Below are 23,245 nucleotides of genomic sequence, written 5' to 3' on the forward strand. Positions count from 1 at the left end.
GGGCGGGCCCGGCCGGGAGGCTCCCCGCGCCCGGACCCCGCATCAGGCGGTGGCGACGGCGTCACCCCGGTCGACGACGCCGAGATCGCCCTGGTGCCCTGCCGCCACGGCGCGCCGTCCGAGGATCAGGGTGTATGCCCAGTAGGCCGCGAAGACCAGGAACCCGATGGTCAGGCGGAGCCACGGCGGGAGCGTGCTCGGCGTCACGAAGCCCTCCACGAGGCCCGAGACGAGCAGCACCAGCACCAGGCCGAGCGCCACCGTGATCAGGGCACGCCCCTCCTGGGCGAGGGCGACCGACCGGAGCCTGCGCCCCGGGGACACCCAGGCCCAGAAGATGCGCAGGCCGGCGGCCGTGGCGATGAAGATCGCCGTGAGCTCCATGAAACCGTGCGGCAGGATGTAGAGGAAGAAGACGTCCAGCCGGTCGTAGGACGCCATCATCCCGGCGGCCATCCCGATGCCCTGGGCATTCTGGTACAGGATGAAGGCCGGCCAGATCCCGGTGATCCCGAAGGCGACCGCCTGCAGCGCGATCCATGCATTGTTCGTCCACACCAGCCCCGCGAAGGAAGCGGCGGGATTCTCGGAGTAGTAGTTGACGAAGTCCTCCTCCACGTAGCGGCGGAGGTCCTCGTCCGTGCCGAGGGCGCGGATGACGCCGGGAGTGTCGACCACCCACAGTGCGTAGAGCGATGCCACGGCGACGAAGAGCACGCCGATCACGACCGTGAGCCATCGGATCCGGTAGAAGGCCGCCGGCAGGGAGAACACGAAGAACTGGGCGATGTCCTCCATCCCGTTGGACCTCGCACCCGTGAACCGGGTCCGCGCACGGGACAGGCGCATGGACAGGGCACCGGACAGGGCGCTCTCGGCATCGACCGAGCGGATGATCGACAGGTGCGTCGACACGCGCTGGTACAGCACGAGCAGTTCGTCCGATTCCGCGCCGTCGAGCTGGCGACGCCCCACGAGCTCATCCAGGCGCTGCCAGTCGCTCCGGTGCACGGCGATGAATGCGTCCACGTCCATGCGCCCCACCCTATAGTCCGGCCGCCGCTCCGGCCCGGAACGACGTTTCCGCACCCGCGCCGCCGTCCTGGCCCGGCACCACCAGTGGCTCCGCCGGCGCTAGGCTGGGCTGCACCGGCATCGCGTCACCAGCATTGACCAGGGGGAAACATGAGTTCGGTCGTCACCGGCGAGGCCGTCGTCCTCGAACTCAGGCCGGCAGGGTTCGCCGCCCGCGGGCTGAGCATCATCATCGACATCATCGCGCAGGTCATCCTCGCGGTACTGATGCTCCTGCTGATCGGGAACGTCTTCGGCGGTGTCCTCGATCCCGCGCTCACCACGGCGCTCCTGCTGGCCACCGTCGTGCTGCTCCTCGTCGTCGTCCCGGTGACCGTCGAGACCCTCACGCGCGGCAAGTCGCTGGGGCGCCTCGTGATGGGCCTGAGGATCGTGCGCGACGACGGCGGAGCGATCCGCTTCCGCCACGCCTTCATCCGCGGCATGCTGGCCATCCTCGAGATCTACATGCTGGGAGGATCGCTCGCGTTCCTCGTGTCCCTGTTCAACGAACGCTCCAAGCGCCTCGGGGACCTGCTGGCCGGGACGTACGCCCTGCGGGAGCGCGTCGTGGCCAGGCCGCGCGCGCTCGCTGCCATGCCGCCGCGGCTCCAGGGCTGGTCGGAGACAGCCGACATAGGACGCCTCCCCGACTCCCTGGCCCGCAGGATGTCGCAGTTCCTCGCGCAGGCTCCGCGCCTCACCCCGCAGGCGCGGCAGGCGCTGTCCCTGGACCTCGCGGCCGAGGCGAGCCACCACGTCTCACCCCCGCCGCCCGGGGACACGCACCCTGAGGATTTCCTGCACGCCGTCATCGCCGCCCGCCGGGATCGCGAGTACGGCGCGATGATGCGCCAGCGCGAGCGGACCGAAGCGACGGCGCGAAGGCTCCACACCCTGCCTTTCAGCTAGGGGCGAGGCCGTCGTGGCAGTGGACGGCCCGGGGTGTTCCACACCCCGGGTGGAACACTGCCTTCCTGCTCGCCCCCGTACTGCCGACACTGATGAATGTCCGCTCGGTCCACTCCTGGAGCGAGACGGGCACACCGTAGAAGGCCCACTGCGGGCCGTACCTCGCCATCAGGAAGACGGAATATCTCATGAGCACCCAGAACACAGCGGACCGGACATCCTTCGCTCCGGCCTGGAACGCCGAAGCGTTCCACACCCTCACGGGCCACGGCGGCGGGCAGCACTTCGCCCTGCTCACCGGCGGGACGGTCCTCACCCTCGACCCGCGAACCGGCGACTTCCCGCTGGGAGACGTCCTCTACGGCGGGCAGACCATCTACGGGGTCGGGCCGGGCCTCCTCACCGCCGCCGGGGACGACGGCATGATCCTCATCGACTGCGCGGGGATGACGATCGTGCCGGCCGTCGTCGACGCTCTGGCGCTGCTCGGCATGCGCAGTGCCCGCACGGACCGGACCGGAACCATCACGTCCGGCAACTCCATGGACCTCGCGGTCATCCCCACGGAGTTCGCCGGTACCATCACGCAGGCCGCCGACACGCTCATCAACGCCCCCGAGAAGGTTCTGGCGCTCTTCTCCAGGGGAGAGATCGTGCGGTGGGACTTCACGGACCTCCGCACACCGTCGGACGGTTCCGGCACGAGCACCGCACCGCAGGACCTCAGCGACAGTCCCTACCTGGGTCTGTGGATCGACGAGAACGACTTCCTTCACCAGGAGCTCACCGCGGACGGCCGCTACGACGAGACCCGGGGAGGCCGTCCGCATGCCTACCAGGGACGTTTCTGGATCGATGGCACGCGCATCGACTACCTGGATGACCTCGGTTTCTGGGCCTTCGGCGACTTCCTGGGGAACCGCCTGCACCACGTGATGTACCGGCTGGACCGCGGGTAGTCAGCCTCGGGTCTCGCGGAACAGCACCAGGTGCTCGTGGTAGAGCACTCCGTCCCTGATGTCGCCGGTCGCGGTGAAACCGGTGTCGTCCCGATAGTCGAGATGGGATCCGGTGACCTTGTAGGTCCCGGTGTAGGCGCTGCGCCTGGTGCCTCGGGCTTCGTCGTAACGGCCGTTGGGAAGCAGTTCCTGGCGGATGTGTCCGTCGGCCGTCACCCACATGCCCACGACGTCGGAACCGGCGAGTCCTGAGGTTTCCATGATCCTTCTCCTGTCTCTGCCGCGGCCTTCGGTGGTCGTTCGCCGCATCGTTCCAACAGTAGGAGGAGTCCGTGGCGTCAGCGTGGGTGTGCTGCACCCACGCTGACGCCCCTCGGTGGGCCTAGGCTTCAGTCCATGACCGAATCAGCCCTTGGCTCCTACCTCAGGGTGCGGCGTGCAGCCACCCAGCCCGGGGAACTGGGTCTGCGGAGTTACGGACCGCGCCGGGTGAGCGGCCTGCGGCGGGAGGAGGTCGCGTCGACCGCCGGTATCAGCGCCGACTACTACGCACGCCTCGAGCAGGGCAGGGAGAAGCACCCCTCCGCCCAGGTACTGGAGTCCCTGGCCCGGATCTTCATGCTGACCGAGGACGAGAAAGCACACATGTACCGTCTGGCGGGCCTGGAAGCGCCTCTCGCGCGGCCCACCGGTCAGGCTGTCACTGCGCACCTCGCACGACTGATCGGGACCTGGGCGTCCCAACCCGCACTCATCGTCAACCGGACCTTCGACGTGCTGGCCGAGAACCGCATCGCCGGAAGCTTCTTCTCCGGGATCGCCCACGCCGAGAACCTCGTTGCCGGAGTGTTCCTCACCCCCGAGGCGAGGACGTTCTACCGGGACTGGGAGCAGGTGGCCGAGCACAGCGTCGCGGCGCTCCGACTCGCCGAGGGATTATCGTCCTCCCGGGGACGCGTGGCGCAGATCGTCCGCAAGCTCGTGCGTGAGAGCGACGAGTTCAGGGCGATGTGGCAGAAGCACCAGGTGCGCGCGAAGACGCAGGGAGCGAAGCACTTCATGCATCCGGACGTCGGGGAGGTCACGTTGGACTACGAGACCCTGGACGTCGGGGGCACGCCCGGCCAGCAGCTGCTCGTCTACCACGCCGAGCCGGGCAGCCCGAGTTCGGACGCCCTGGAACTCCTGGGTTCGCTCACTGCGACGCGCCGGGCCCGAGGCCCGCAGCCGCAGAGGGAGCACGAGGTGTAGGGATCTGGGGTCCGGGCATCGCTGCGCGGGCCGGCGGAGCCTCCCCCCGGGGACGCTACGGCTGGTTGACCCATTCGTTCCAGGGCACGTTCCAGTCCCCGAAGCCGTCCCAGACGTACATGGGCCCGTAGTCCGTGTTGAGGATCTGCACCACGTCCCCGGGGCCGAAGGTGTTGTAGAAGTACTCGGCTCCCTCGGGCGACATGCCGATACACCCATGGGACACGTTGAAGTTGCCGAGGGCCACCTGCGCCGCGGGCAATGCCTCATGGACGAAGGCCCCGCCGTTGCTCAGGCGGCTCGCATGGTTGACGACGGTGGGCGGGTAGTAGGCGGGATCGCCCGGCTTCAGCCCGATCGACTCGGCCGTGAACCTCGTGGTCTCGTAGTGCTCCATGACCACCATGTAGCCCTCGGTGGAGGGCCATTCCTCGGTGCCGAGCGTGATGGGGAACGTGCGGTCCAGCTTGCCGTCGAGGTAGACGTTCATGGTCTTGGTGTCGTTGTCGACGACGGCGAGGCGCGTGTTGTGCGTCTTCACCGTGAGCGTCCTGTCGGCGTTGCCGATCATGCCGTTGCCGAAGTCGACGCCGAAGAGGTTCAGCTCGACGGTGATCGTGCTGTTGGGCGCCCAGAACGTCTCGGGCCGGTACCGGACCTTCGTGTCCGACAGCCAGTAGAAGGCGCCGGGCTGGCCACTCGTACTCGTCACGGTGATGGCTTTTTCCACCGCATCCCGGTTCGTGACCGGCTCGCTGAAGGAGAACTCGAGCGGTTGGCCCGTGCCCACGGTGCTGCGGTCGAGCGGGAACATGGACGCATCGGCCTCGTTGGCGGGCTGGACCGTGGTGAAGGATGTCGTCTCCCGCTGGGGCCGGCCCTCGGCATCGATCACCGTGTAGGAGAAGAGGTAGTCGGTGTCGAAGGCGAGCCGCTGCGTCGCGGCCCAGCTGGCGCCGTCCGCCGAGATGGTGCCGGCGATCGGCGTGCCGCCGGCACGGGGCACCAGTTCGACGGCGTCGAGCGTGGCGCCCTCGACCGTGACGGCTGCGACGGTCGCCGGGTTGACCGCCAGTGTCTCGTCCGTGGGCGTCAGGCCCACCGTGTACCCGCCGTCCGCCTGCGCGGCGGGGGCATCCGGAGCTGCGCTCCCGGGTGTCCCGGGCTGCGGCGTGGCGGTCGGGGACGTCGACGCAGGCGAGGACGGCGACGACGAGGACGACGGCGTCACGTCGTCGTTCCACGGCGATGCCGTGGCGATACCCACACCGCCTCCGACGACGACGACCGCCGCCGCACCGATCGCCGCGAACTTCCAGCCCCGCCGGCGTGCCGCTGCCGTGCTCGACTCCTGCTTCATGCGCATGCGCTTGCCCTCCGATGTAGCTGCCCCGGAAGCGATAGTACGCGACGAGCGCGGGGCGCACCGTGCAGGCGGAGGGCGGTTTCCACAACGATTCGGCCGCTGCCGGTACCCGGGAGGCACCGGCGGCGGCCGAAGGATCCCGACCTAGTAGCGGTACTGCTCGGGCTTGTACGGCCCGGCGACATCGATGTCGAGGTACTCCGCCTGGCCCTTCGTCAGCTCGGTGAGCTCCACGCCGAGGGCGTCCAGGTGCAGGCGGGCCACCTTCTCGTCGAGGATCTTCGGCAGGACGTAGACCTCGTTCTCGTACTCGCGGTTGCCCTCGGCGTCGTCCTGCTCGAACTTCGTGTACAGCTCGATCTGGGCGATCGTCTGGTTCGCGAAGGAGTTGCTCATGACGAACGAGGGGTGGCCGGTCGCATTGCCGAGGTTCAGCAGGCGCCCCTCGGACAGCATGATGATGGAGTGCCGCTCCACGCCCTCGGCCTCGTCCGCGGGGATGACCCACTCGTGGACCTGGGGCTTGATCTCGATCTTCTCGACGCCGGGGATGCGGGCGAGACCGGCGATGTCGATCTCGTTGTCGAAGTGGCCGATGTTGCCGACGATCGCCTGGTGCTTCATGCCCGCCATGTGGCGGGCCATGATGACGTCCTTGTTGCCGGTGGTCGTGATGAAGATGTCACCCTGCGCGAGGACGGTCTCGAGCTTGGCCACCTGGTACCCGTCCATGGCGGCCTGCAGGGCGCAGATCGGATCGATCTCCGTGACGATCACGCGCGCGCCCTGGCCGCGCATCGCTTCGGCCGCGCCCTTGCCGACGTCGCCGTACCCGCAGACGACGGCGACCTTGCCGCCGATCAGCACGTCCGTTGCACGGTTGAGGCCGTCGGGCAGCGAGTGGCGGATGCCGTACTTGTTGTCGAACTTCGACTTCGTGACGGAGTCGTTGACGTTGATGGCCGGGAAGAGGAGCTTGCCCTGCGCTGCGAGCTGGTACAGGCGGTGCACGCCCGTGGTCGTCTCCTCGGTCACGCCCTTGATGCCGGCTGCGATGGCCGTCCACTTCTGCGGCTCGGACCCGATGGTGGACCGGAGGGTGTCGAGGAACACCGTGTATTCGTGCGAGTAGTCGGCGTCGCCCTCCTGGGGGTTCGCCGGTACCGCTCCGAGCGCCTCGAACTCGGCACCCTTGTGGACGAGCATCGTGGCGTCGCCGCCGTCGTCCAGGATCATGTTGGGGCCGAGTCCCTCCGCCTGGCCCGGCCAGGTGAGGATCTGCGTGGCGGTCCACCAGTAGTCCTCGAGCGTCTCGTTCTTCCAGGCGAAGACGGGGACGCCCGCGGGCTCGTCGACCGTGCCCGTGCCGACCACGACGGCCGCCGCGGCCTCGTCCTGGGTCGAGAAGATGTTGCAGGAGGCCCAGCGGACATCCGCGCCGAGGGCCGTCAGGGTCTCGATGAGGACGGCGGTCTGCACCGTCATGTGGAGCGAACCGGCGATCCGGGCGCCCGCGAGGGGCTGGGCCTCGGCGTACTCGCGCCGCAGGGCCATGAGCCCGGGCATCTCGTGCTCGGCGAGGCGGATCTGGTGGCGGCCCGCCTCCGCGAGTGAGAGGTCGGCAACTTTGAAGTCGAACGTCATGGTGGCTGTTCCTAGCTGGAGTTCGGGGAGTTCGGAGGGGTGCGCGGGGGCGCTATGAGGCCGAGACCGTGCCGCCGTGCGGTTCGGTGCGGAGGAGGACCGGGATGCCCTCGACGAGGCCGTAGGTGAGGGGTTCGCCGTCGGGCCCTGGGGCGGACGACGTGAGGACGGCGCCGTCCTGGACGAGCTGCGACCCGGTGACCGGGCAGCGGAGGACATCGAGCAGCCGTGCTGGGAGGTTCGCCATGGGAAGCTTTCGCTCGGAAGGGACGGGATTCTGCCTCCAAGTCTAGCGCGGGAGCCTCCGGCGGCGGTCATCGGGATGCCCCTGGCAATCTCTTCCTCGGGCGGTCCGTCAGGGATCGCGCAGGATCCTGAGGTGGCCGCGCCGCGGGCCCGGAACGCCGGCCGGTGGCTCCATCGGGGCCTTGCTGCCGCGCTTGCCCACCGGCTGCTGGTCGGAGGACGGCTCCGCCGCCGCTTCGCGCACCGCGTCAGCGAGGGCCAGGAGATCGTCCGAGTTGTGCTCGGGAGCCGCGTCAGGAAGCGTCAGCCGCACCACCTCCCAGCCGCGGGGCACCGTCAGGCGCCCGGCATGGACGGCGCACAGGTCGTAGGTGTGGGGTTCGGCATAGGTCGCGAGGGGGCCGAGGACCGCCGTCGAATCACCGTAGACATAGGTGAGCGTGGCTACAGCCGCCCGCTGGCAGGCTGATCTGGAGCATTGACGGAGTGATCCCACGATCGGAAAGCCTACCGGGGTTCGGACGCCCCGGTGGTTCCGACGCGCACCGCGGCACCGGTGGGCATCGGCACGGCGGGCTGTTTCGGGAGTGCGGGAGGAAGGCCCAAGGCTTACAGTCTTTACATGCAGGATGCTTCCACTTTCTCGGTCAACCTGACCGATCCGACGTCCTCGGGAAGACGTCCGGCGCGGTCGTTCTACGAGCGCCGGCGGAACCGGCGTGGACGCGGCATGCGCGGGGAGCTGCTCCCCCAGCACCTGCCGGGTTCCCGCACGCGGTCCGAGCAGTTCGACGACTGGGTCATGGAGTCGGCGCAACGCCTCGAGCGCCTGTGGGGCGAACGCATCCAGGACCTGCAGATCGTGGTGCAGGAGATCCCCGACGGCCTCGAGGACATGACGCCCGAGACGCTGCGGGGCCTGCTGGGCTCCTGCTCCCCCGCGGCGCCCGGTCGGCCCGCGGTCATCACCATCTACCGCCACCCCGTGCTCATGGCGGCGCGCGCCCTCCTGCCGGTCAACGAGCTCGTGCACGACGTCGTCGTCGAGCAGACCGCCGAACTGATGGGCCTTGCGCCGGAAGCCGTCGATCCCGCCTACGGCCGCTCGCAGGCCTGACCGCGGCCGGCCTTCCGGCCCGGAACCGCTAGTAGCGCAGCTCCACGGGAATGCTCTGCGGACCCGTTGCGCCGGCCGGGACGCCCGAGACCGAGATCCCTGCGCTTCCCCCGGGCAGCGTCATGACCTGCGCCCCGTAGACCGGGTCCCCGGTGGCGTTGATGATCACGGCGGCAGGCGTGCTGCCGATCGACGACGTCGGCACCGTCACCGAGGTGCCGCCGGCGATGCCGATCACCACGGGTGCCCCGAGCGCACCGTCGGATCCGACCGGGGTCAGGGTGACCTCGCCCCTGCCGCCCGGCGCGCCGAGCACGAGGGAGGTGTCCGTACCCTCGGCGAGTGCCACGGCGTGGTCGCTGCCCAGCCGCACGGCGGCCGGCGCTCCGGCGAGGTCCACGGGTTCGCCTGTGCTGATGCCGCGCGTGACGCGCGCGGACGCGACGATCGAGACGTCGGAGCTGACGGCGATGGTGTAGTTCCCTTCGGGGAGGGAGGCGAGGGGAACGGCGGTCACGCCCCCGGCGGCAGCCGTCACGACGCCTCCGCCGGGCAGCTCGACTTCCCCGCCTGCACCGAAGACCCTGATGTCGAGCACGGCATCGTTGGATCCCGGCACGAGCACGTGCAGCTCGGGGGACGCGGAACCGTAGCCCTCCTGTTCGCGGATACGCTGCGCCGTCGCGGCGTCCTGCACCACGACGCCCGGTACCACCTGGGTCACCCCGGCTGCGAGGCTCGGGGACAGCAGTTCGACGCCGCCCGGGGTGAGCCCGCGCAGCACGCTCTGCTGGAGGACGCCGGTGATCCGCCCGCCATCGCTGCGGACGCGGACGGCCACCCGGTCCTGGTTGCCGGCCAGCCCCGCGAGGACGATCTGCCGGCTCGCGCCGGGCGCGACCAGCTGGCCCCTCGTGCCTGCCGCCTCGATGGGTCCGTCCTGCCCGTACAGCTCGAGCGTCACGGTGGCGGGGGTTCCCGTCGGGTTCGTCAGCGTCAGGATCGATGACTGCCCCACTGTGGTGGAGGCGCCCAGGAGCCAGAAATCGCTGGAGGGCACCTGGCACCCCGTCGCGGCGAGCCCCCGGAGGTCGCCGTCCGCGGCGGTGTAGGTGCTGGTCGCGGCGGCCACCGGGGTCAGTCCGCCCTGCGGCTGCGCCCGGAACAGGGAGGGGGCATCGACGCTCACGCCACGCGAGACGCCTGCGATCCGGTTGGTCAGCCCGTCAGCGCCGCTGCTGGCGGGCGCGTCCGTGGGGAGGGAGGCTTCGGGCGTGAACTCCTGGATCAGCGCGAGCGGTGCGGTGCCGCCGACGGGCAGTAGCCCGCTCCCCGTCAGCGTGGCGCTCAGGTCACTGAGCACCATCGCCGAGACCGTGGTCTTCGCGGTGGCGGAGGCCGGGCTGAACTCGGGGTCCGCTCCCTCGGCGGCGCCCTGGAGGAGGCGGGGCGGCGCCGGGCAGACGGCCGAGTAGTCACCGGCCGGCACGGCCGCGGCGGGGACCGGGAGCTCGGACGCTGCCGGCCCGACGAAAGCGTCGGTGACCGCCCCGGAGGCGACGGCGGCGGTCGCTGCGAGAAGGAGGACGCCCGTCGCCGCTCCGGCAACGGCACCCGCCCGCGAGCGACCGCGGGAGCCGCCCCCGGCTGCCTTGTCGCGGGCCACTGCGCGCGCTGCGACGGCGGCGTCCGCGGAGTCCGGCGTTGTTGCCGCGCCGGGCGCGGCCGCACCGGCCTCGGGCTGCGCAGGGCTCCCCTGCTGGGGGACCCTCGTCCCGGTCCCGGTCGGCTCGGGCTTCCGCTTGCGTCCCATCACGTCGAACTGCTTCCACTGGTCACGGGTTGCGGATGGTCCTCGTGGGTTTCGGCGCCGTTCCCGGTGCCACCGTCCACGCCGGATTCCCCGGCTGCGCGTCCGGAACCGGCGGGCGGCCGTTCACGGCCGATCGGCTGGGGACGCCGCCCACCCTTCGGCAGGGCGACGCGGGGCCGCGACGGGATGGGGACCGCCAGGAGCACCGTCAGCCCCAGGACGACTGCCTGGACGCCGCCGGCCCATGGCTGGTACGGGCTGACGTACGAGACCGTCACCGTTCCCCCGGCGGCCGGAAGTGCGAAGGCCTGGCGCCAGCCGTCGGACGTCGGGTCGAGCCTCCTTCCGTCGAGGCTCGCCTGCCAGCCGGCGTCGGCTTCCTCCGCGAGGACGAGTCTCCTGCCCTCGGCTCCGGCCGGGATCACCCCGTCCGCGGCGATCGCCGAGGACGGAACCGTCGCCTCGGTGCGCCCATCCGTGCCGACCACCCGCACGCGGGCCGTGCGGCCGCCCTCGTCCTCGGTGCCGCCGTCGAGCGTGGCCGGGACCACGCGCCACAGGCGCCCCGCATCCGTGTCGCCCACCGCGGTGAGGCCCGGCACGGAATCGATGCGCCCGCTCAGGAAGTCCCCGGCGGTCTCGGACTGCCGGAGGACCACGAAGCCGACTCCGAGGTCGCGCAGGTCACCGCGCGGGTCGGCACCGGTCGCGCCGACGATCACGGCGACCGTGGTCCGGAGCGCCTCCACCGCCTCGCTGTCCTGCGCGGGCACCACGTCCATGCCGCCCTGCAGCGTGCGGGCGGCGTGGAGCGGGTTGAGTGCGTCGAGCGTGGTCCCGGAGCCGCGCATGAGCGAGGCGGCGACGTCGTCGTCGTCGTCGACCGTGATGACGAGCGTCCGGGTCTGGTCGGGCCCGTTGCCCCGGTCGGCGGCCGTGGCAGGCAGCGGACGTCCGGCGACGGGTTCGAGCCCGACGGCGGTGCCGAAGTCCGTGGTGCCGGCGGCGGCATCGGGGGCCTCCTCGGCCGGACTGCCCGCGATGACCACCGGCTCGGCGGCGACCGCGGGCGGACCGGCGAGTTCCGGCGCCAGCCACAGGCCGAGGCTGAGGAGCGGACCGACGGCGAGTGCGGCACCGGCGGCGACGGGGAGCAGGCGCCGCGGACGGGCGGCCGGTGCGTGGGCGTCCCGCTGCCCGGGCAGTCCCGAGAGCGCGGCGGCCAGCAGGCCCAGGGAGACCACCGACACGAGCGGACCGGGGAAGACCGGGATCAGGACCGCGGCGCCCGCCGCGACGGGGAGGACCGGTGCCACGGCGGCCAGTGCGAGGGCCAGGACCGTGAGGAGCCAGAACGACCGCACGAGCGTCCTGCGTCCGCGCGGGAGGAACAGGGCGACGGCCGCGAGCACGATCACCGGCGCGCCGATGACGACGGCCGCGGCGAGCGACCATGGGCCTTCCCCGAGGAATGCTGCCGCTGCAGGTGGGAGCATCGGGTCGAAGGACACCGGGAAGCCGAGGAGGTGCTGCCACGGAGCACCCGGATCGAAGGCCGAGGGCACGCCCGGGTCCCCGAGGATGCCCCGGGGACGCCCCACCGCGGACAGGGCGTACGGCAGGTGGAGGGCCAGGACGGGCAGCAGCGCCCACCACAGGACGCGGGCGCGGCGGCGTCCGACGATCAGCGCGACGACCAGACCCACCACGACCACGGGAAGGAGGGACGGCGCGCAGGCCGTGACGGCGGCGAGGACGAGCCCGGCCGCGGCCCCGGCGGTCCAGCTGCGCGTCCCGTTGATGCCCGGCTTGATGATCCCTTCGGGGAGCGTGCGCGAGGTCAGCCCCGCCCCGACCGCGCGGACGAGCCCGAGGAGCGCCAGGGGCAGGAGGAGATGGGCGATCAGTGCACCGAGGCGTCCGCCGCCGAGCGCCACCTGGAGGGCGGGTGCCGCTCCCCAGAAGAGTGCAGCCCACAGACGCAGGCCCCGCGAGCGCGTCAGGGCTCCCGCGGCGAACCACGCGCCGAGTCCCGCCAGCGGCAGGGCGCACACGACCGTGACGACGATGGCGGTGTTCGCCGAGCCGAGCCCCACCAGGGAGAGGAGCCAGAGCACGGAGGAGAACGGCGCTCCGTGGGCGGCGGAGCCGGCACCGAGCCCGGTCCACCAGGACGTGGCATTCGCCCAGATGGCACCGGGGGTACCGGCCGCCGGAAGCAGCGCGCCGCCGGCGAGGGCGGAGGCCCCGACGAGCCGATGGAGGCCCACGAGGGCCGCGGCCAGGAGCACGACGACGGCGAGGACCGCCCCGGCGCCGATCCACAGGCGCGTCGGCGTGGCCAGCGCGGCGAAATCGTCATTGCTGTTCCCCGACGGGATGTACTCCTCCGTGCCCTGCCCTTCCTGCCCCCCGGCGCCCCTCGAGGTGAAGGCGTCGACGACGGACCTGCGGTGGGACCAGACGTCGCGGCGGGAGGTGACCAGTGGCCGGACGATGGAGCGCGGACGCTGCCGGCTCCGGGCCGCCGAACGGCGCGAGCGCCAGAGCTGGACCGGCCGGGCGACACCGGCGAGGCTCCCGAGCAGCTGGCCCGTCCCGTGCGCGGGATCCTTCGCGAGGAGCCCGAGCAGGAGCCGGGCCGCGCCGCCGAGGACGGCCCCCACGGCGAGGAAGGGAACATTCCACGGTGCTGCGTGCTTGAGCCGGAGGTACACCTCGGCAGCGCGGGCTGCACGAGGAGTGGCCACGGGGTGGGGCCTGGAGGTGGCGTGGTGCAGAACGGCTGCCGGCACCACCACCACGCGGTTCCCGGCGAGGCGGTTCCGCCAGCACAGGTCGACGTCGTCCCCGACACCGTGGAAGGCCGGGTCGAAGCCGCCGAGCGCGTCCCATACGTCCCGGCGGACGAGCATGCCGGCGGAGTTCACGGCGAAGACGTCGCTGCGGGCGTCGTACTGCCCCTGGTCGTGCTCGTCGACATCGATGAGCGTCAGGCGCTCGGCCCACCGGCTGATGGACAGCCCCACGTCCACGAGCTCGCGGCGGTCATCCCACGCGACCTGCTTCGCGCCGGCGACCGTGACGGACGGCGCGCGCTCGACGGCGAGGAGGAGCTCGGCGAGCGCGCCCGGCTCAGGGGCGGAATCGTCATGGAGGAGCCACAGCCAGTCATGCGCGGCCTCCTCCGACGTACGACGGACCGGGATCTCGGCGACCGCGGTCCGGACGGCGGTGCCGAATCCGGCACGGGCAGGGGCGCCGACCACGGGGCTGCCGGTGGGCAGGCCGAGTTGCAGGATCGAGGCGGACCCGTCCGAGGAACCGGTGTCGACGCCGACGCAGAAATCGGCCGGGCGGCTCTGGCGGGCGAGGGCCCCGAGCGTTGCGGGGAGGTACTCGGCACCGTTGTGGGCTACGACAACGGCGGTGACGCGGAGGTGGAGCTGAATCAGACCGCTCGCTTCCGCAACCTGCGACGTTCGCGCTCGGAGAGCCCGCCCCAGATGCCGAAGCGTTCGTCGTTCTCCAGCGCGTACTCGAGGCACTCGGACTTCACCATGCAGGAGCCGCAGACCTTCTTGGCGTCACGGGTGGATCCGCCCTTCTCGGGGAAGAAGGCCTCCGGATCCGTCTGCGCGCACAGGGCGTCGGCCTGCCAGGACAGCTCGCCGTCGTCGTCCGCGCTGCCGGGAGCCAGGGGCATCCCGATCCAGGCGGGCCGGTCGGCCGGAGCGGAGTGCGGCCGTGCGTCCTCCTGGACGTCCGGCAGGATGCCGTAGGACGCGGGATCGACGGTCGGGAGAACCAGGAGGCTGCTGGGGCGGTCCTCGACGTCGGGAAGCCCCGCAAGCGCCTCGTGGGCGGTGAGGAAGGCCGTGGCCTGATCCTCGAGCGAGGACCGGGACCCTTCGCGGTAGCGCTCGCCGGCCAGCGGATCAGCGGGGTCGAGGAACCAGTCGGCAGGGACACCCCTGGAGCCGTAGCGGGCCGAAGCCTGCGCTGCGATATCTGGCGGTGTCTGTTGGCGTTCTGCCTGCCCCATGGTCAACCTTCCCGGTGTTGCCGTTCCAACATCAGCATGGGTCGACCCTCGCGCCCCGCTGCTGGAACAAATCCGATGTCTAATTACACGGGTGTAAGTCGATTTTCGTCAAGCGGCGGCCGGAATCTTATAGAGTCGGAGGCAAAGAATCACGGGCGCCACGCCGAGTCGACTACCTGTCTTCGTGGGCGAGTCGCAAGTAGTCCGAGTACCGATCACGGAGCGAAAGAGGCCTCATCATGCCATACACACCTGCGGGCATCCTGGCCCGGATGCGGTCGATCGATCCCTCCTCGCCGCGGCTCGTGTGGCACGGCCGGGAGGGCCGGATCGAACTGTCGGGCCGCGTCTTCGACAACTGGGTGGCCAAGAGTTCCAATCTGCTCGTGGACGAGCTCGATGCCACCGACGCGAGCGTGGTCGCACTGGACCTGCCGGTCCACTGGAAATCCCTCGCCCTGGCCTTCGCGAGCTGGCAGGTGGGCGCCGTCGTCGCCCTGCAGGACTCCGGCGACGACCGCCCCACCGCTTCCGCGGACGCCGACATCATCCTGTCGTCGCGCGCCGTCGAGGGGGTGGAGCCGCCCCGCTTCCTCGTGTGCGTGGCCCTGGGGTCGCTCGCGCTCGGCTGGGAAGGCCCCCTGCCACGCGGCGCCGTGGACTTCGCGGCGGAGGTGCGGTCCCACGGTGACGTCTACCCGGGCCGGGACGGCGACGACGCCGATGCGCAGCTCGTGAGGGCCGGCGGGCGGACCTGGACCGCGGCGGACCTCGCGAACGGCGTGACCCTCCCCGCCGGTCCGGAGGCCGCCGGGCAGGACGCCGGACGCACCCGCACCGTGCTGCTCGAACCGGGCTCGGACCTGCGACGCGCGCTCGCTGCCGCTCTCGCGGTGTGGCAGGAGGACGGTGCGCTGGTCCTCGTCGAGGACGGCGTACCCGTGACGGAGCGGATGCTGGCCGGAGAGCGGGTCACGGCGCGGCTGGGGACTTCCTGACCGGCTCGCCCGCGGGTGCCTGCGCCGTTCCGCCGGCCGTGCCCGCCTGCGTGGCGTGCGGATGGATCAGCTCCTGGTCCCGGCTGAATTCGGGCTCTTCGTCGAGCTCGGCGTTGAACACCCAGAAGCGGTAGGCCACGAAGCGCACGAGGGTGGCGAGTGCCGTGCCGAAGATCCCCACGATGAACAGGGGGCTCGGCTCCACGATGTCGAAGACGTACTTGGCGACCCAGACGCAGCCCGCCGCGATGCCCATCCCGATGACGTTGATGAAGACGAACATGACGAGCTCGCGCGCCGCGTTGGGCTGTCGCCGGTGCCGGAACGTCCAGTAGCGGTTCGCGACCCACGCGAAGATGGTCGCGACGCCGGCCGAGACGAAGCGCGCCTTGACCTCGCTGCCACTCATGGGCCCGTGGATCAGGTACCAGTACAGACCGTTGTCTATGACGAACGCCACTCCGCCGACGGCCCCGAACTTCGCGACCTCGCGCCAAAAGAGGGATGCGAGGCCCCTGATCCGATCCATGAGTCCTGCCACTGCGTACCTCCGCGGTCTGGGTCCGAACGCCATGCACCGCGGGCGTCAACCCGGGCGGATGCAGGACGAACCGCGACGGGGGCCGGCCGAGCGAGCCACCCAGGCCGACCTTTGCATGGCGTGTTTTCCTTCATTTTACGGTCTCCGCGCCGCCACCGGTTCGGGAAATAGCTGGTGACAGCCTGTCAGCTCCCCGTGGATCCGGTGCGGGGATCCTCCTTTCCGGAGGTACGGGCGGGCCTGTCGGTGCGGCCGATGGGGGGCGGGGCCCGTGCCGTGGGTACCCTGTGATGGTGACTTTTCCCGTGATAGGCGTGGTCGGCGGCGGCCAGCTCGCCCGCATGATGGCCGGGCCCGCCGTCGAACTCGGCCTCGAACTCCACGTCCTCGCGGAAGGACCCGATGTCTCCGCAGTGGCGGCCGTGGCCCACTCCCGGGTCGGCGACTACCGCGACCGCGAGACGCTCCGGGCCTTCGCCGCGAGCGTCGACGTCGTGACGTTCGACCACGAGCACGTACCGGGTGAGCTCCTCGAGGAGCTGGTCCGCGAGGGCGTCGCCGTCCACCCCGCGCCGTCCGCCCTGCGCCATGCGCAGGACAAGCTGGTGATGCGTCGCGCGGTCGAGGACCTGGGCCTGCCCAATCCGGCATGGGCCGCAGTGTCCACCACGGACGACGTCGCGGCCTTCGCGGCCCGCGCGGGCTGGCCGGTGGTCCTCAAGACGCCGCGCGGCGGGTACGACGGCAAGGGGGTACTCGTCCTGCGCGACGCCGCCGGGCTCGAGGAGGCGGAGGGCTGGTTCACCGGTGGTGACCTCCTGGTCGAGCAGTTCGTGCCCTTCAGCCGGGAACTCTCCGTACTCGTGGCGCGGCGCCCGTCCGGCGATGCCGTGGCCTGGCCGGTGGTCGAGTCGATCCAGGTGGACAGCGTCTGCGACGAGGTGCTCGCGCCGGCGCCGGAACTGCCACCGGAGGTCGCCGATGCCGTCACCGCGGCGGCGCTGCGGCTCGCCGAGCAGCTCGGCGTCACGGGCGTCATGGCGGTCGAGCTGTTCGAGACGCCGGGCTCCGGCGCCGGCTATCTCGTCAACGAACTGGCCATGCGACCGCACAACTCCGGGCACTGGACCATGGACGGTGCCGCCACGGGCCAGTTCGAGCAGCACCTGCGCGCTGTCCTGGACCTTCCGCTCGGGGCGACGGCGGCGCTGGCACCGCACACGGTCATGAAGAATGTCCTCGGCGGCGCGAACAACGACCTCTACGGGGCCTACCGATCAGCCCTGTCCTCAGGACCGTCCGCTAAAGTGCACGTCTACGGCAAGGACGTGCGTCCCGGCCGCAAGATCGGCCACGTGAACGCGCTGGCCGCCCAGGACGAACCGCTCGCCGCCGTCCGCGCGCGAGCCACGAGGGTTGCCGCGATCCTCCGCGACGGCACCGAACCGCCCTCCTCAGACCAGGATTGACCGAAGGGAACGCAGTGACGAACGCCCAGGTAGGCCTTGTGATGGGCTCCGACTCGGACTGGCCCGTCATGGAAGCCGCAGCCGCGGCCCTGGCGGAGTTCTCCATCCCCTACGAGGCCGACGTCGTGTCCGCCCACCGCATGCCGGCCGCCATGATCGAGTACGGGCGGAGCGCCCATGAGCGTGGCCTGCGCGTCATCATCGCCGGAGCCGGCGGCGCCGCGCACCTGCCCGGCATGCTCGCCTCGGTGACGCCGCTCCCCGTGATCGGCGTGCCGGTCCCCCTGCGCTACCTCGACGGGATGGACTCGCTGCTGTCGATCGTCCAGATGCCCGCAGGCGTCCCCGTGGCGACGGTCTCCATCGGCGGTGCCCGCAACGCCGGGCTCCTCGCCGTCCGGATGCTCGCCGCGGGCACCGACGACCAGGCCCGGACGCTGCGCCGGCAGCTCGTCGAGTTCGCCGACGCCCTCCGCGAGACCGCCGAGGCCAAGGGTGCCGCGCTGCGGTCCCGCGTCGCGGAGTCGACGGCGGACGGCGCATGATGACCGGTACCCGCGTCCGGTCGACCGACGGCGGAGTGCTCGGCGGGAGCGATCCCGTCCGGCACCCGCAGACGGCTCCGCCGGCGGTCCGCACCAAGCGCGCGTTCGTCCTGCTGGCCCTGACGCTCGTGCTGCCCGGGTCGGCGCAGGTCGTCGCCGGCGACCGGCGGCTCGGGCGCAGGGCGCTGAGGACCACGTTCACCTGCTGGGCGCTGATCCTCCTCGGGCTGGTCCTCGCGCTGACCGACCGCACCGCCGTCGTCGGCATCGTGACGCACCGCTGGTGGTCGCTCCTGCTGATCGCGGCGCTCCTGGGGATCGCCCTGGCCTGGGCGATGCTCTTCCTCAACACCCTGCGCCTCATCAGGATGCCCCTGCTGGACCGCGGCGTGCGCCCGCTCGTGGCCGGCACGCTGGCGCTGCTCATGGTGCTCACCAGCGGGTCCCTCGCGTACGGCGCGTACGCGCTCAACGTCGGCCGCTCGACGGTCGGCTCCATCTTCCAGTCCGGTCCGGCCTTCGATCCCGTGGACGGCCGCTACAACTTCCTGCTCATGGGCGGTGACGCCGGAGAGGACCGCACCGGCCGCCGGCCCGACAGCATCTCGGTGATCAGCGTCGATGCCAGTACCGGCGCGACCGTGACCTTCAGCATCCCGCGCAACTTCCAGAACGCCCAGTTCTCCGAGGACTCCCCGCTCTGGGAGGTCTACCCCGACGGGTACAACTGCGGTGACCCCTGCATCATCAACAGCCTGTACACCGACGTCGCCCAGAACTACCCCGATCTCTACCCCGGCACCACCGACCCCGGCGCCGAGGCCATGATGGATGCCGCGAGCGGTGTCCTCGGGATCGAGGTGCAGGCCTACCTGCTCATCGACATGGGCGGCTTCGAGCAGCTCGTGGACGCCATGGGTGGCATCAGGATCGACGCGGGCGGCTGGGTCCCCATCACCGCCGCCGAGATCCCGGGCACCGATCCGATCCGCCACTACCCACCGGACGGCTGGATCAAGCCCGGCGTGCAGACGCTGAACGGGTACCAGGCGCTCTGGTACGCGAGGTCACGGGAGTTCGTCACGGACTACGACCGCATCGCGCGGCAGCAGTGCGTCCAACAGGCGATGATCGCGCAGCTCGATCCCGCCACCGTCCTGACCCGCTTCCAGTCCATCGCGGCAGCGGGCACGCAGATCGTCGAGACGGACATCCCGCAGGACCAGCTGGCGAGTTTCGTCGACCTCGGGCTGAAGGCGCAGGACCAGGAGACCCGCCGGCTGACCATCGGCCCACCCGACTTCGGCACGCCCGCCGAGAACTTCGTGACCTACCCCGACTTCGACATCATCCACAGCCGGGTGCAGGACATGTTCGCCCAGGGTGCTGCCGATTCCTCCGCCACGGGAGCGCTGCAGCTCGACCGCGCGGGAGTGGTCTCGGCCGTGCCGGCGCAGACCACCGATGACGGCATCACCGAGGAGTACCTGCAGGAACTCGCCACCATCGGCGACGACGCCACGCTCGGCGACCTGCTGGCGAACAACGGCCAGTGCTCCCCCGCCTGATTCACCCCGCCACGAGCCGAAGGATCCGACGATGTACCTGCTCGACAACCCGCTCCGCCCCTACGCCTGGGGATCCGAGCACGCCATCGCGGACCTCCTCGGCAGGACGCCGTCCGGCGGGCCCGAAGCCGAGCTCTGGGTCGGCGCGCACCCCGACTCCCCGTCGCGCGTGGTGCATCCGGACGGCAGCCGGCACAGCCTGCACGAGCTGATCAGCCGGGATCCCGAGGGGCTCCTCGGCGAGGCGGTGGCCGGGCGCTTCGAGAACCGGCTCCCCTTCCTCCTCAAGGTGCTCGCCGCCGGGTCCGCCCTGTCCCTCCAGGTGCACCCGAGCCTCGAGCAGGCCGCCGCGGGATACGACGCCGAAGAGGCCGGCGGCGTGCCGCAGGATGCGCCGCACCGCAACTACCGGGACCGGAACCACAAGCCCGAGATGATCTACGCGCTCACGGCGTTCGAGGCGCTGTGCGGCTTCCGGCCGCTGCCCGAGGCGGTGCGCATCTTCACGGTCCTCGCCTCCGCCGTCGAGCCCGGGTCGTCGGCCCGTGAACTCCTCGACTCCGTCGCCGCCCAGCTGGCCTCCGGCGCGGACGAGGCGCTGCGATCCGCCTTCACGCTGCTGCTCGGAGCGTCACCGGCGGCCGTGGACGCAGTCGTGGACGCCGCCGCCGACAGGACGGCGCCAGGGCCGGCACGCGGCCCCGGCGCCGAGGATGCCGACGCCGTGGCCGCCGATCTCGCGACGGTCTCCGAGCTGTCCGGGCAGTACCCGGGCGATCCCGGCGTGCTCGTCGCGCTGCTGCTGAACCGCGTGTCGCTCCGGCCCGGGGACGCCCTGTACCTGCCGGCGGGGAACATCCACGCCTACCTGCAGGGCCTCGGGATCGAGGTCATGGCGTCCTCGGACAACGTCCTGCGCGGGGGCCTCACGCCCAAGCACGTCGACACCGCCGAGCTGCTCTCCACCGTGGTCTTCGAACCCATCGCGCCGCCCGCGCTCGCGCCGCAGTACACGTTCCTCGACCAGGAGCTGTACCGCCCGCCGTTCGAGGAGTTCCAGCTCCAGCGGATCCTGCTCGAGGACCCCGCCGCGGGCCCTGCCGGAGAACCGGCGGACGAAGCCGACGACGGTCGCGGGGACAGCGCGCTGCCGGCCGGCGAGAGCCTCACGCGGGCACATGTGCCCGTACTGCAGAACGGGCCCGTGGTGGTCCTGGCCGTGAGCGGTCCGATCCTGCTCGACACACCCAACTCGACATTGGCGGTGCCGCGTGGCGGCAGTGCCTTCGTGGCGGCGTCGGAGGCGCCGCTCGTCGTCCGCCCGGCCGCCGACGGTCACGGCGCCACGGACGGTCCCGTCCTGGCCTTCGCGGTCACGGTCGGCGGCGATGCACCCTCGCTCTAGGAGCGGCTGCCGCGTACCTTCCGCAGCCTGCCGGCAGCGCGTGCTGCCTGCGTGCGCGCCACCCGCATGCCGCGCTTGGCGAGCGGCAGCGCGCGGCTGAACACGGGGTAGAACGGCGAGAGCGGCAGGTCCCAGGTGCCGGCCAGCTGGTCCTCGTGCTGGGCCCAGCCCATCTTGAAGCGGGAGACGCCGTCGTTCAGGAGCCCGTTGAAGTCGTAGCGGGCCACCCCGCGGGCCTTCATCTCCGAGATCGCGAACCACTTCAGCGCGTAGTTGGCGCGCAGGCGCTCGCCCTCGTCCGTCATGCCGCCGTACAGCTCGAAGGACGTGGTCTCGGTGGTCGAGAGCCAGAGGAACGCGACGACGTCGTCGCCCTGGAAGGCCGCGTACACGGGCGAGGCGTCACCGAGGTTGTCGAAGATGTCGAGGTAGTACGCGTCCTCGTGGATGCCGAACCCGGCGCGCTCGGCCGTCAGCCGGTACACCGCCAGGCAGGCGGCGAGTTCGCCGCGGACCACGCGGCGGATCTCCAGGCCTTCCCGGCCGGACTTGCGGATGTACTGGCGGTGCTTCTTCGTCATGTCCGCGAGCAGCTCGTCCTCCGAACGGCGCAGGTCGAGGATGAGCGTCCGCCCGATGAGGATGGTGTTCGCGCTCGTCTTCCAGCCGGCGCCGGGCAGCGCCCGGACGACGTCGCTCGCGGCATCCCAGTCTGGCTCGATGGAGAGCGCCACCGAGCGGTGGGCTGCGCGCACGTACCCCGCGACGGCTTCGAGGACCTCGATCCCGCGCCCTTCCGCCGTCTGCGGACCGCGGGGGATGTAGGCCAGGTTCCGCAGCGGCAGCGGGAGCGCCTTCAGCACGAACTGGGCCGCGCCGATGACCACACCGTCCTCGCTCACGAGCACCCGGTCCGCGGTCCAGCCGTGCGCCGCCTTCGTCTCGCCCCATCCCCACAGCTGCTGGGGATGGCCGCCCAGCTGGTTGACGGTGGTGTCCCACAGGGCGCGGTCGAAGCAGGGCGAAACGGAAAGGCTCATCCGACCAGCCTATAGGGGTGGGCCGCCCGCCCGTTCCCCGGAGCCGCGGGCAGCACTCCCCTGCCCGCTCTAGTCCTTGATGCGCGCGTAGGTCTCCCACTTGTGGGCCTGGTGCTCGCCGTCGACCACGCGGATGGTCCCGGACTTGGAGCGCATGACGATCGACTGCGTGAGGACCTTGTCCTTGCTGTAGCGCACGCCGCGCAGCAGGTCGCCGTCGGTGATGCCGGTGGCGGCGAAGTAGCAGTTGTCGCTCGTGACGAGGTCGTTGGTCGAGAGCACGCGGTCGAGGTCGTGGCCGGCGTCGAGGGCCTTCTGCTTCTCCTCGTCGCTCGTGGGCCAGAGCCTGCCCTGGATGACGCCGCCGAGGGACTTGATGGCGCAGGCCGCCACGATGCCCTCCGGGGTGCCGCCGATGCCCATGAGGGCGTCGACGTCCGTGCCCTCGCGGGCCGCGGCGATGGCCCCGGCGACGTCGCCGTCCATGATGAACTTGGTCCGCGCGCCGGCCGCCCGGATCTCCTCCACGAGCGGCTTGTGGCGGTCGCGGTCCAGGATCATCACGTTGAGCTGGCTGACCTTCTTGTTGTTCGCCTTCGCGATGAGGTGCAGGTTCTGCTTCACGGGCAGGCGCAGGTCCACCATGTCTGCGGCCTCCGGGCCGGTGACGAGCTTCTCCATGTAGAACACCGCGGACGGGTCGAACATGGAGCCGCGCTCGGCGACCGCGAGGACCGCGAGGGCGTTGTTGATGCCCAGGGCGGTCAGGCGGGTCCCGTCGATCGGGTCGACGGCGACATCGCACTCGGGTCCGCTGCCGTCGCCCACACGCTCACCGTTGAACAGCATGGGCGCCTCGTCCTTCTCGCCCTCGCCGATGACCACGATCCCGTTGAAGTGCACGGTCTGCAGGAGCGAGCGCATCGCGTCCACGGCTGCGCCGTCGGCGAGGTTCTTGTCGCCGAAGCCCACCCAGTGGCCGCCCGCGATGGCCGCGGCCTCCGTGACGCGCACGAGTTCGAGGGCGAGGTTCCGGTCCGGTTCGTCGTCCCCGACGGCCAGGGCCGGTGACAGTGTCGAGTACTGGGCATTGGTGGCGTTCTGGGACACGTCTATCCTCATCGTCGAAGGTGTTCGGCAGTACGCGGGCGTACCTGTTCCGTGCTGACATCATAGGCGGGCCGGGCCGGGCCGCACCCTGTGATGCTGCATACGTCCGTGCGTGCGCAACCCCTCCCGGTTAGGTGGCGGG

21 protein-coding genes are annotated in these 23,245 nt (G+C 71.2%); 9 read left to right on the forward strand and 12 right to left on the reverse strand.

Translation table 11 applies throughout. The features are described 5' to 3' along the window. Positions 1-42: 42 nt before the first annotated feature. The gene (locus AC1MFI_RS00640) at positions 43-1,035 is read right to left on the reverse strand and encodes a stage II sporulation protein M (protein WP_479818792.1); all 993 of its coding nucleotides are present in this window, start codon (positions 1,033-1,035) and stop codon (positions 43-45) included. 150 nt (positions 1,036-1,185) lie between these two features. On the opposite strand from AC1MFI_RS00640, the gene AC1MFI_RS00645 reads away from it, so the two are divergent. Then, entirely contained in the window at positions 1,186-1,986 is an 801-nt protein-coding gene (locus AC1MFI_RS00645) for an RDD family protein (protein WP_479818794.1), read from the forward strand. Positions 1,987-2,174: 188 nt separating this feature from the next. Then, positions 2,175-2,945 carry an Atu4866 domain-containing protein gene (locus AC1MFI_RS00650; protein ID WP_479818795.1) on the forward strand — a complete coding sequence of 257 codons (771 nt, stop codon included), beginning with the start codon at positions 2,175-2,177 and terminating at the stop codon, positions 2,943-2,945. On the opposite strand, the gene AC1MFI_RS00655 is transcribed toward AC1MFI_RS00650, so the two are convergent. Then, positions 2,946-3,206, reverse strand: coding sequence for an Atu4866 domain-containing protein (locus tag AC1MFI_RS00655; RefSeq protein ID WP_479818797.1), 261 nt, complete (start codon positions 3,204-3,206; stop codon positions 2,946-2,948). A gap of 135 nt (positions 3,207-3,341) precedes the next feature. On the opposite strand from AC1MFI_RS00655, the gene AC1MFI_RS00660 reads away from it, so the two are divergent. Next, positions 3,342-4,196 (forward strand): helix-turn-helix transcriptional regulator, encoded by an 855-nt coding sequence (locus AC1MFI_RS00660; RefSeq protein WP_479818799.1) that lies wholly within the window; start codon positions 3,342-3,344, stop codon positions 4,194-4,196. A gap of 55 nt (positions 4,197-4,251) precedes the next feature. Here AC1MFI_RS00660 and AC1MFI_RS00665 read toward each other — a convergent pair whose 3' ends face one another. The 4 genes from AC1MFI_RS00665 to AC1MFI_RS00680 all read right to left on the reverse strand — a co-directional run bounded on the left by AC1MFI_RS00665 (position 4,252) and on the right by AC1MFI_RS00680 (position 7,948). Continuing rightward, on the reverse strand, positions 4,252-5,562 hold the full coding sequence (locus AC1MFI_RS00665) for a L,D-transpeptidase (RefSeq protein ID WP_479818801.1): 1,311 nt from the start codon (positions 5,560-5,562) through the stop codon (positions 4,252-4,254). A 144-nt stretch (positions 5,563-5,706) separates the two neighbouring features. Beyond that, complete coding sequence (ahcY, locus tag AC1MFI_RS00670; RefSeq protein WP_479818803.1) at positions 5,707-7,206, reverse strand: adenosylhomocysteinase; 1,500 nt, start codon at positions 7,204-7,206, stop codon at positions 5,707-5,709. Positions 7,207-7,258: 52 nt separating this feature from the next. Beyond that, positions 7,259-7,453 carry a Trm112 family protein gene (locus AC1MFI_RS00675; RefSeq protein ID WP_479818805.1) on the reverse strand — a complete coding sequence of 65 codons (195 nt, stop codon included), beginning with the start codon at positions 7,451-7,453 and terminating at the stop codon, positions 7,259-7,261. 108 nt (positions 7,454-7,561) lie between these two features. Further along, entirely contained in the window at positions 7,562-7,948 is a 387-nt protein-coding gene (locus AC1MFI_RS00680) for a DUF3499 domain-containing protein (protein ID WP_479818807.1), read from the reverse strand. Between the two features lie 126 nt (positions 7,949-8,074). On the opposite strand from AC1MFI_RS00680, the gene AC1MFI_RS00685 reads away from it, so the two are divergent. Continuing rightward, a complete protein-coding gene (locus AC1MFI_RS00685; protein ID WP_400484688.1) occupies positions 8,075-8,569 on the forward strand; it encodes a metallopeptidase family protein in 495 nt (164 codons plus the stop codon). A gap of 28 nt (positions 8,570-8,597) precedes the next feature. Here AC1MFI_RS00685 and AC1MFI_RS00690 read toward each other — a convergent pair whose 3' ends face one another. The 3 genes from AC1MFI_RS00690 to AC1MFI_RS00700 are packed head-to-tail and all read right to left on the reverse strand — an operon-like array spanning position 8,598 to position 14,427. Beyond that, positions 8,598-10,382, reverse strand: a complete 1,785-nt coding sequence (locus AC1MFI_RS00690; protein ID WP_479820957.1) for a DUF5719 family protein — start codon at positions 10,380-10,382, stop codon at positions 8,598-8,600. After that, positions 10,382-13,930 (reverse strand): glycosyltransferase family 2 protein, encoded by a 3,549-nt coding sequence (locus AC1MFI_RS00695; protein WP_479818809.1) that lies wholly within the window; start codon positions 13,928-13,930, stop codon positions 10,382-10,384. Before AC1MFI_RS00695 ends, AC1MFI_RS00690 begins: the two co-directional genes overlap by 1 nt. After that, positions 13,834-14,427, reverse strand: a complete 594-nt coding sequence (locus tag AC1MFI_RS00700) for a WhiB family transcriptional regulator (protein WP_479818811.1) — start codon at positions 14,425-14,427, stop codon at positions 13,834-13,836. Before AC1MFI_RS00700 ends, AC1MFI_RS00695 begins: the two co-directional genes overlap by 97 nt. A 239-nt stretch (positions 14,428-14,666) precedes the next feature. Between AC1MFI_RS00700 and AC1MFI_RS00705 the strand changes: the two genes are divergently transcribed. Continuing rightward, complete coding sequence (locus tag AC1MFI_RS00705; protein ID WP_479818813.1) at positions 14,667-15,425, forward strand: TIGR03089 family protein; 759 nt, start codon at positions 14,667-14,669, stop codon at positions 15,423-15,425. On the opposite strand, the gene AC1MFI_RS00710 is transcribed toward AC1MFI_RS00705, so the two are convergent. Continuing rightward, positions 15,400-15,954, reverse strand: a complete 555-nt coding sequence (locus AC1MFI_RS00710; protein WP_479818815.1) for a GtrA family protein — start codon at positions 15,952-15,954, stop codon at positions 15,400-15,402. The two genes, AC1MFI_RS00705 and AC1MFI_RS00710, sit on opposite strands and share 26 nt — an antisense overlap. Positions 15,955-16,256: 302 nt before the next feature. Here AC1MFI_RS00710 and AC1MFI_RS00715 point away from each other — a divergent pair, with 302 nt between their 5' ends. The 4 genes from AC1MFI_RS00715 to manA are packed head-to-tail and all read left to right on the forward strand — an operon-like array spanning position 16,257 to position 20,953. Next, positions 16,257-17,435, forward strand: coding sequence for a 5-(carboxyamino)imidazole ribonucleotide synthase (locus tag AC1MFI_RS00715; protein ID WP_479818817.1), 1,179 nt, complete (start codon positions 16,257-16,259; stop codon positions 17,433-17,435). Between the two features lie 41 nt (positions 17,436-17,476). Further along, positions 17,477-17,980, forward strand: a complete 504-nt coding sequence (purE, locus tag AC1MFI_RS00720; protein WP_479820958.1) for a 5-(carboxyamino)imidazole ribonucleotide mutase — start codon at positions 17,477-17,479, stop codon at positions 17,978-17,980. Next, complete coding sequence (locus AC1MFI_RS00725; protein WP_479820959.1) at positions 17,980-19,548, forward strand: LCP family protein; 1,569 nt, start codon at positions 17,980-17,982, stop codon at positions 19,546-19,548. Before purE ends, AC1MFI_RS00725 begins: the two co-directional genes overlap by 1 nt. 31 nt (positions 19,549-19,579) lie before the next feature. Further along, positions 19,580-20,953, forward strand: a complete 1,374-nt coding sequence (gene manA / locus AC1MFI_RS00730; protein WP_479818819.1) for a mannose-6-phosphate isomerase, class I — start codon at positions 19,580-19,582, stop codon at positions 20,951-20,953. On the opposite strand, the gene AC1MFI_RS00735 is transcribed toward manA, so the two are convergent. Both AC1MFI_RS00735 and glpX read right to left on the reverse strand, forming a co-directional pair. Next, positions 20,950-21,993 carry a lipid II:glycine glycyltransferase FemX gene (locus AC1MFI_RS00735; RefSeq protein WP_479818821.1) on the reverse strand — a complete coding sequence of 348 codons (1,044 nt, stop codon included), beginning with the start codon at positions 21,991-21,993 and terminating at the stop codon, positions 20,950-20,952. The two genes, manA and AC1MFI_RS00735, sit on opposite strands and share 4 nt — an antisense overlap. A 69-nt stretch (positions 21,994-22,062) precedes the next feature. Beyond that, positions 22,063-23,115 carry a class II fructose-bisphosphatase gene (glpX, locus tag AC1MFI_RS00740; protein ID WP_400484681.1) on the reverse strand — a complete coding sequence of 351 codons (1,053 nt, stop codon included), beginning with the start codon at positions 23,113-23,115 and terminating at the stop codon, positions 22,063-22,065. Positions 23,116-23,245 lie beyond the last annotated feature (130 nt).

The sequence above is a fragment of the Arthrobacter sp. BC5 genome (assembly GCF_056680255.1).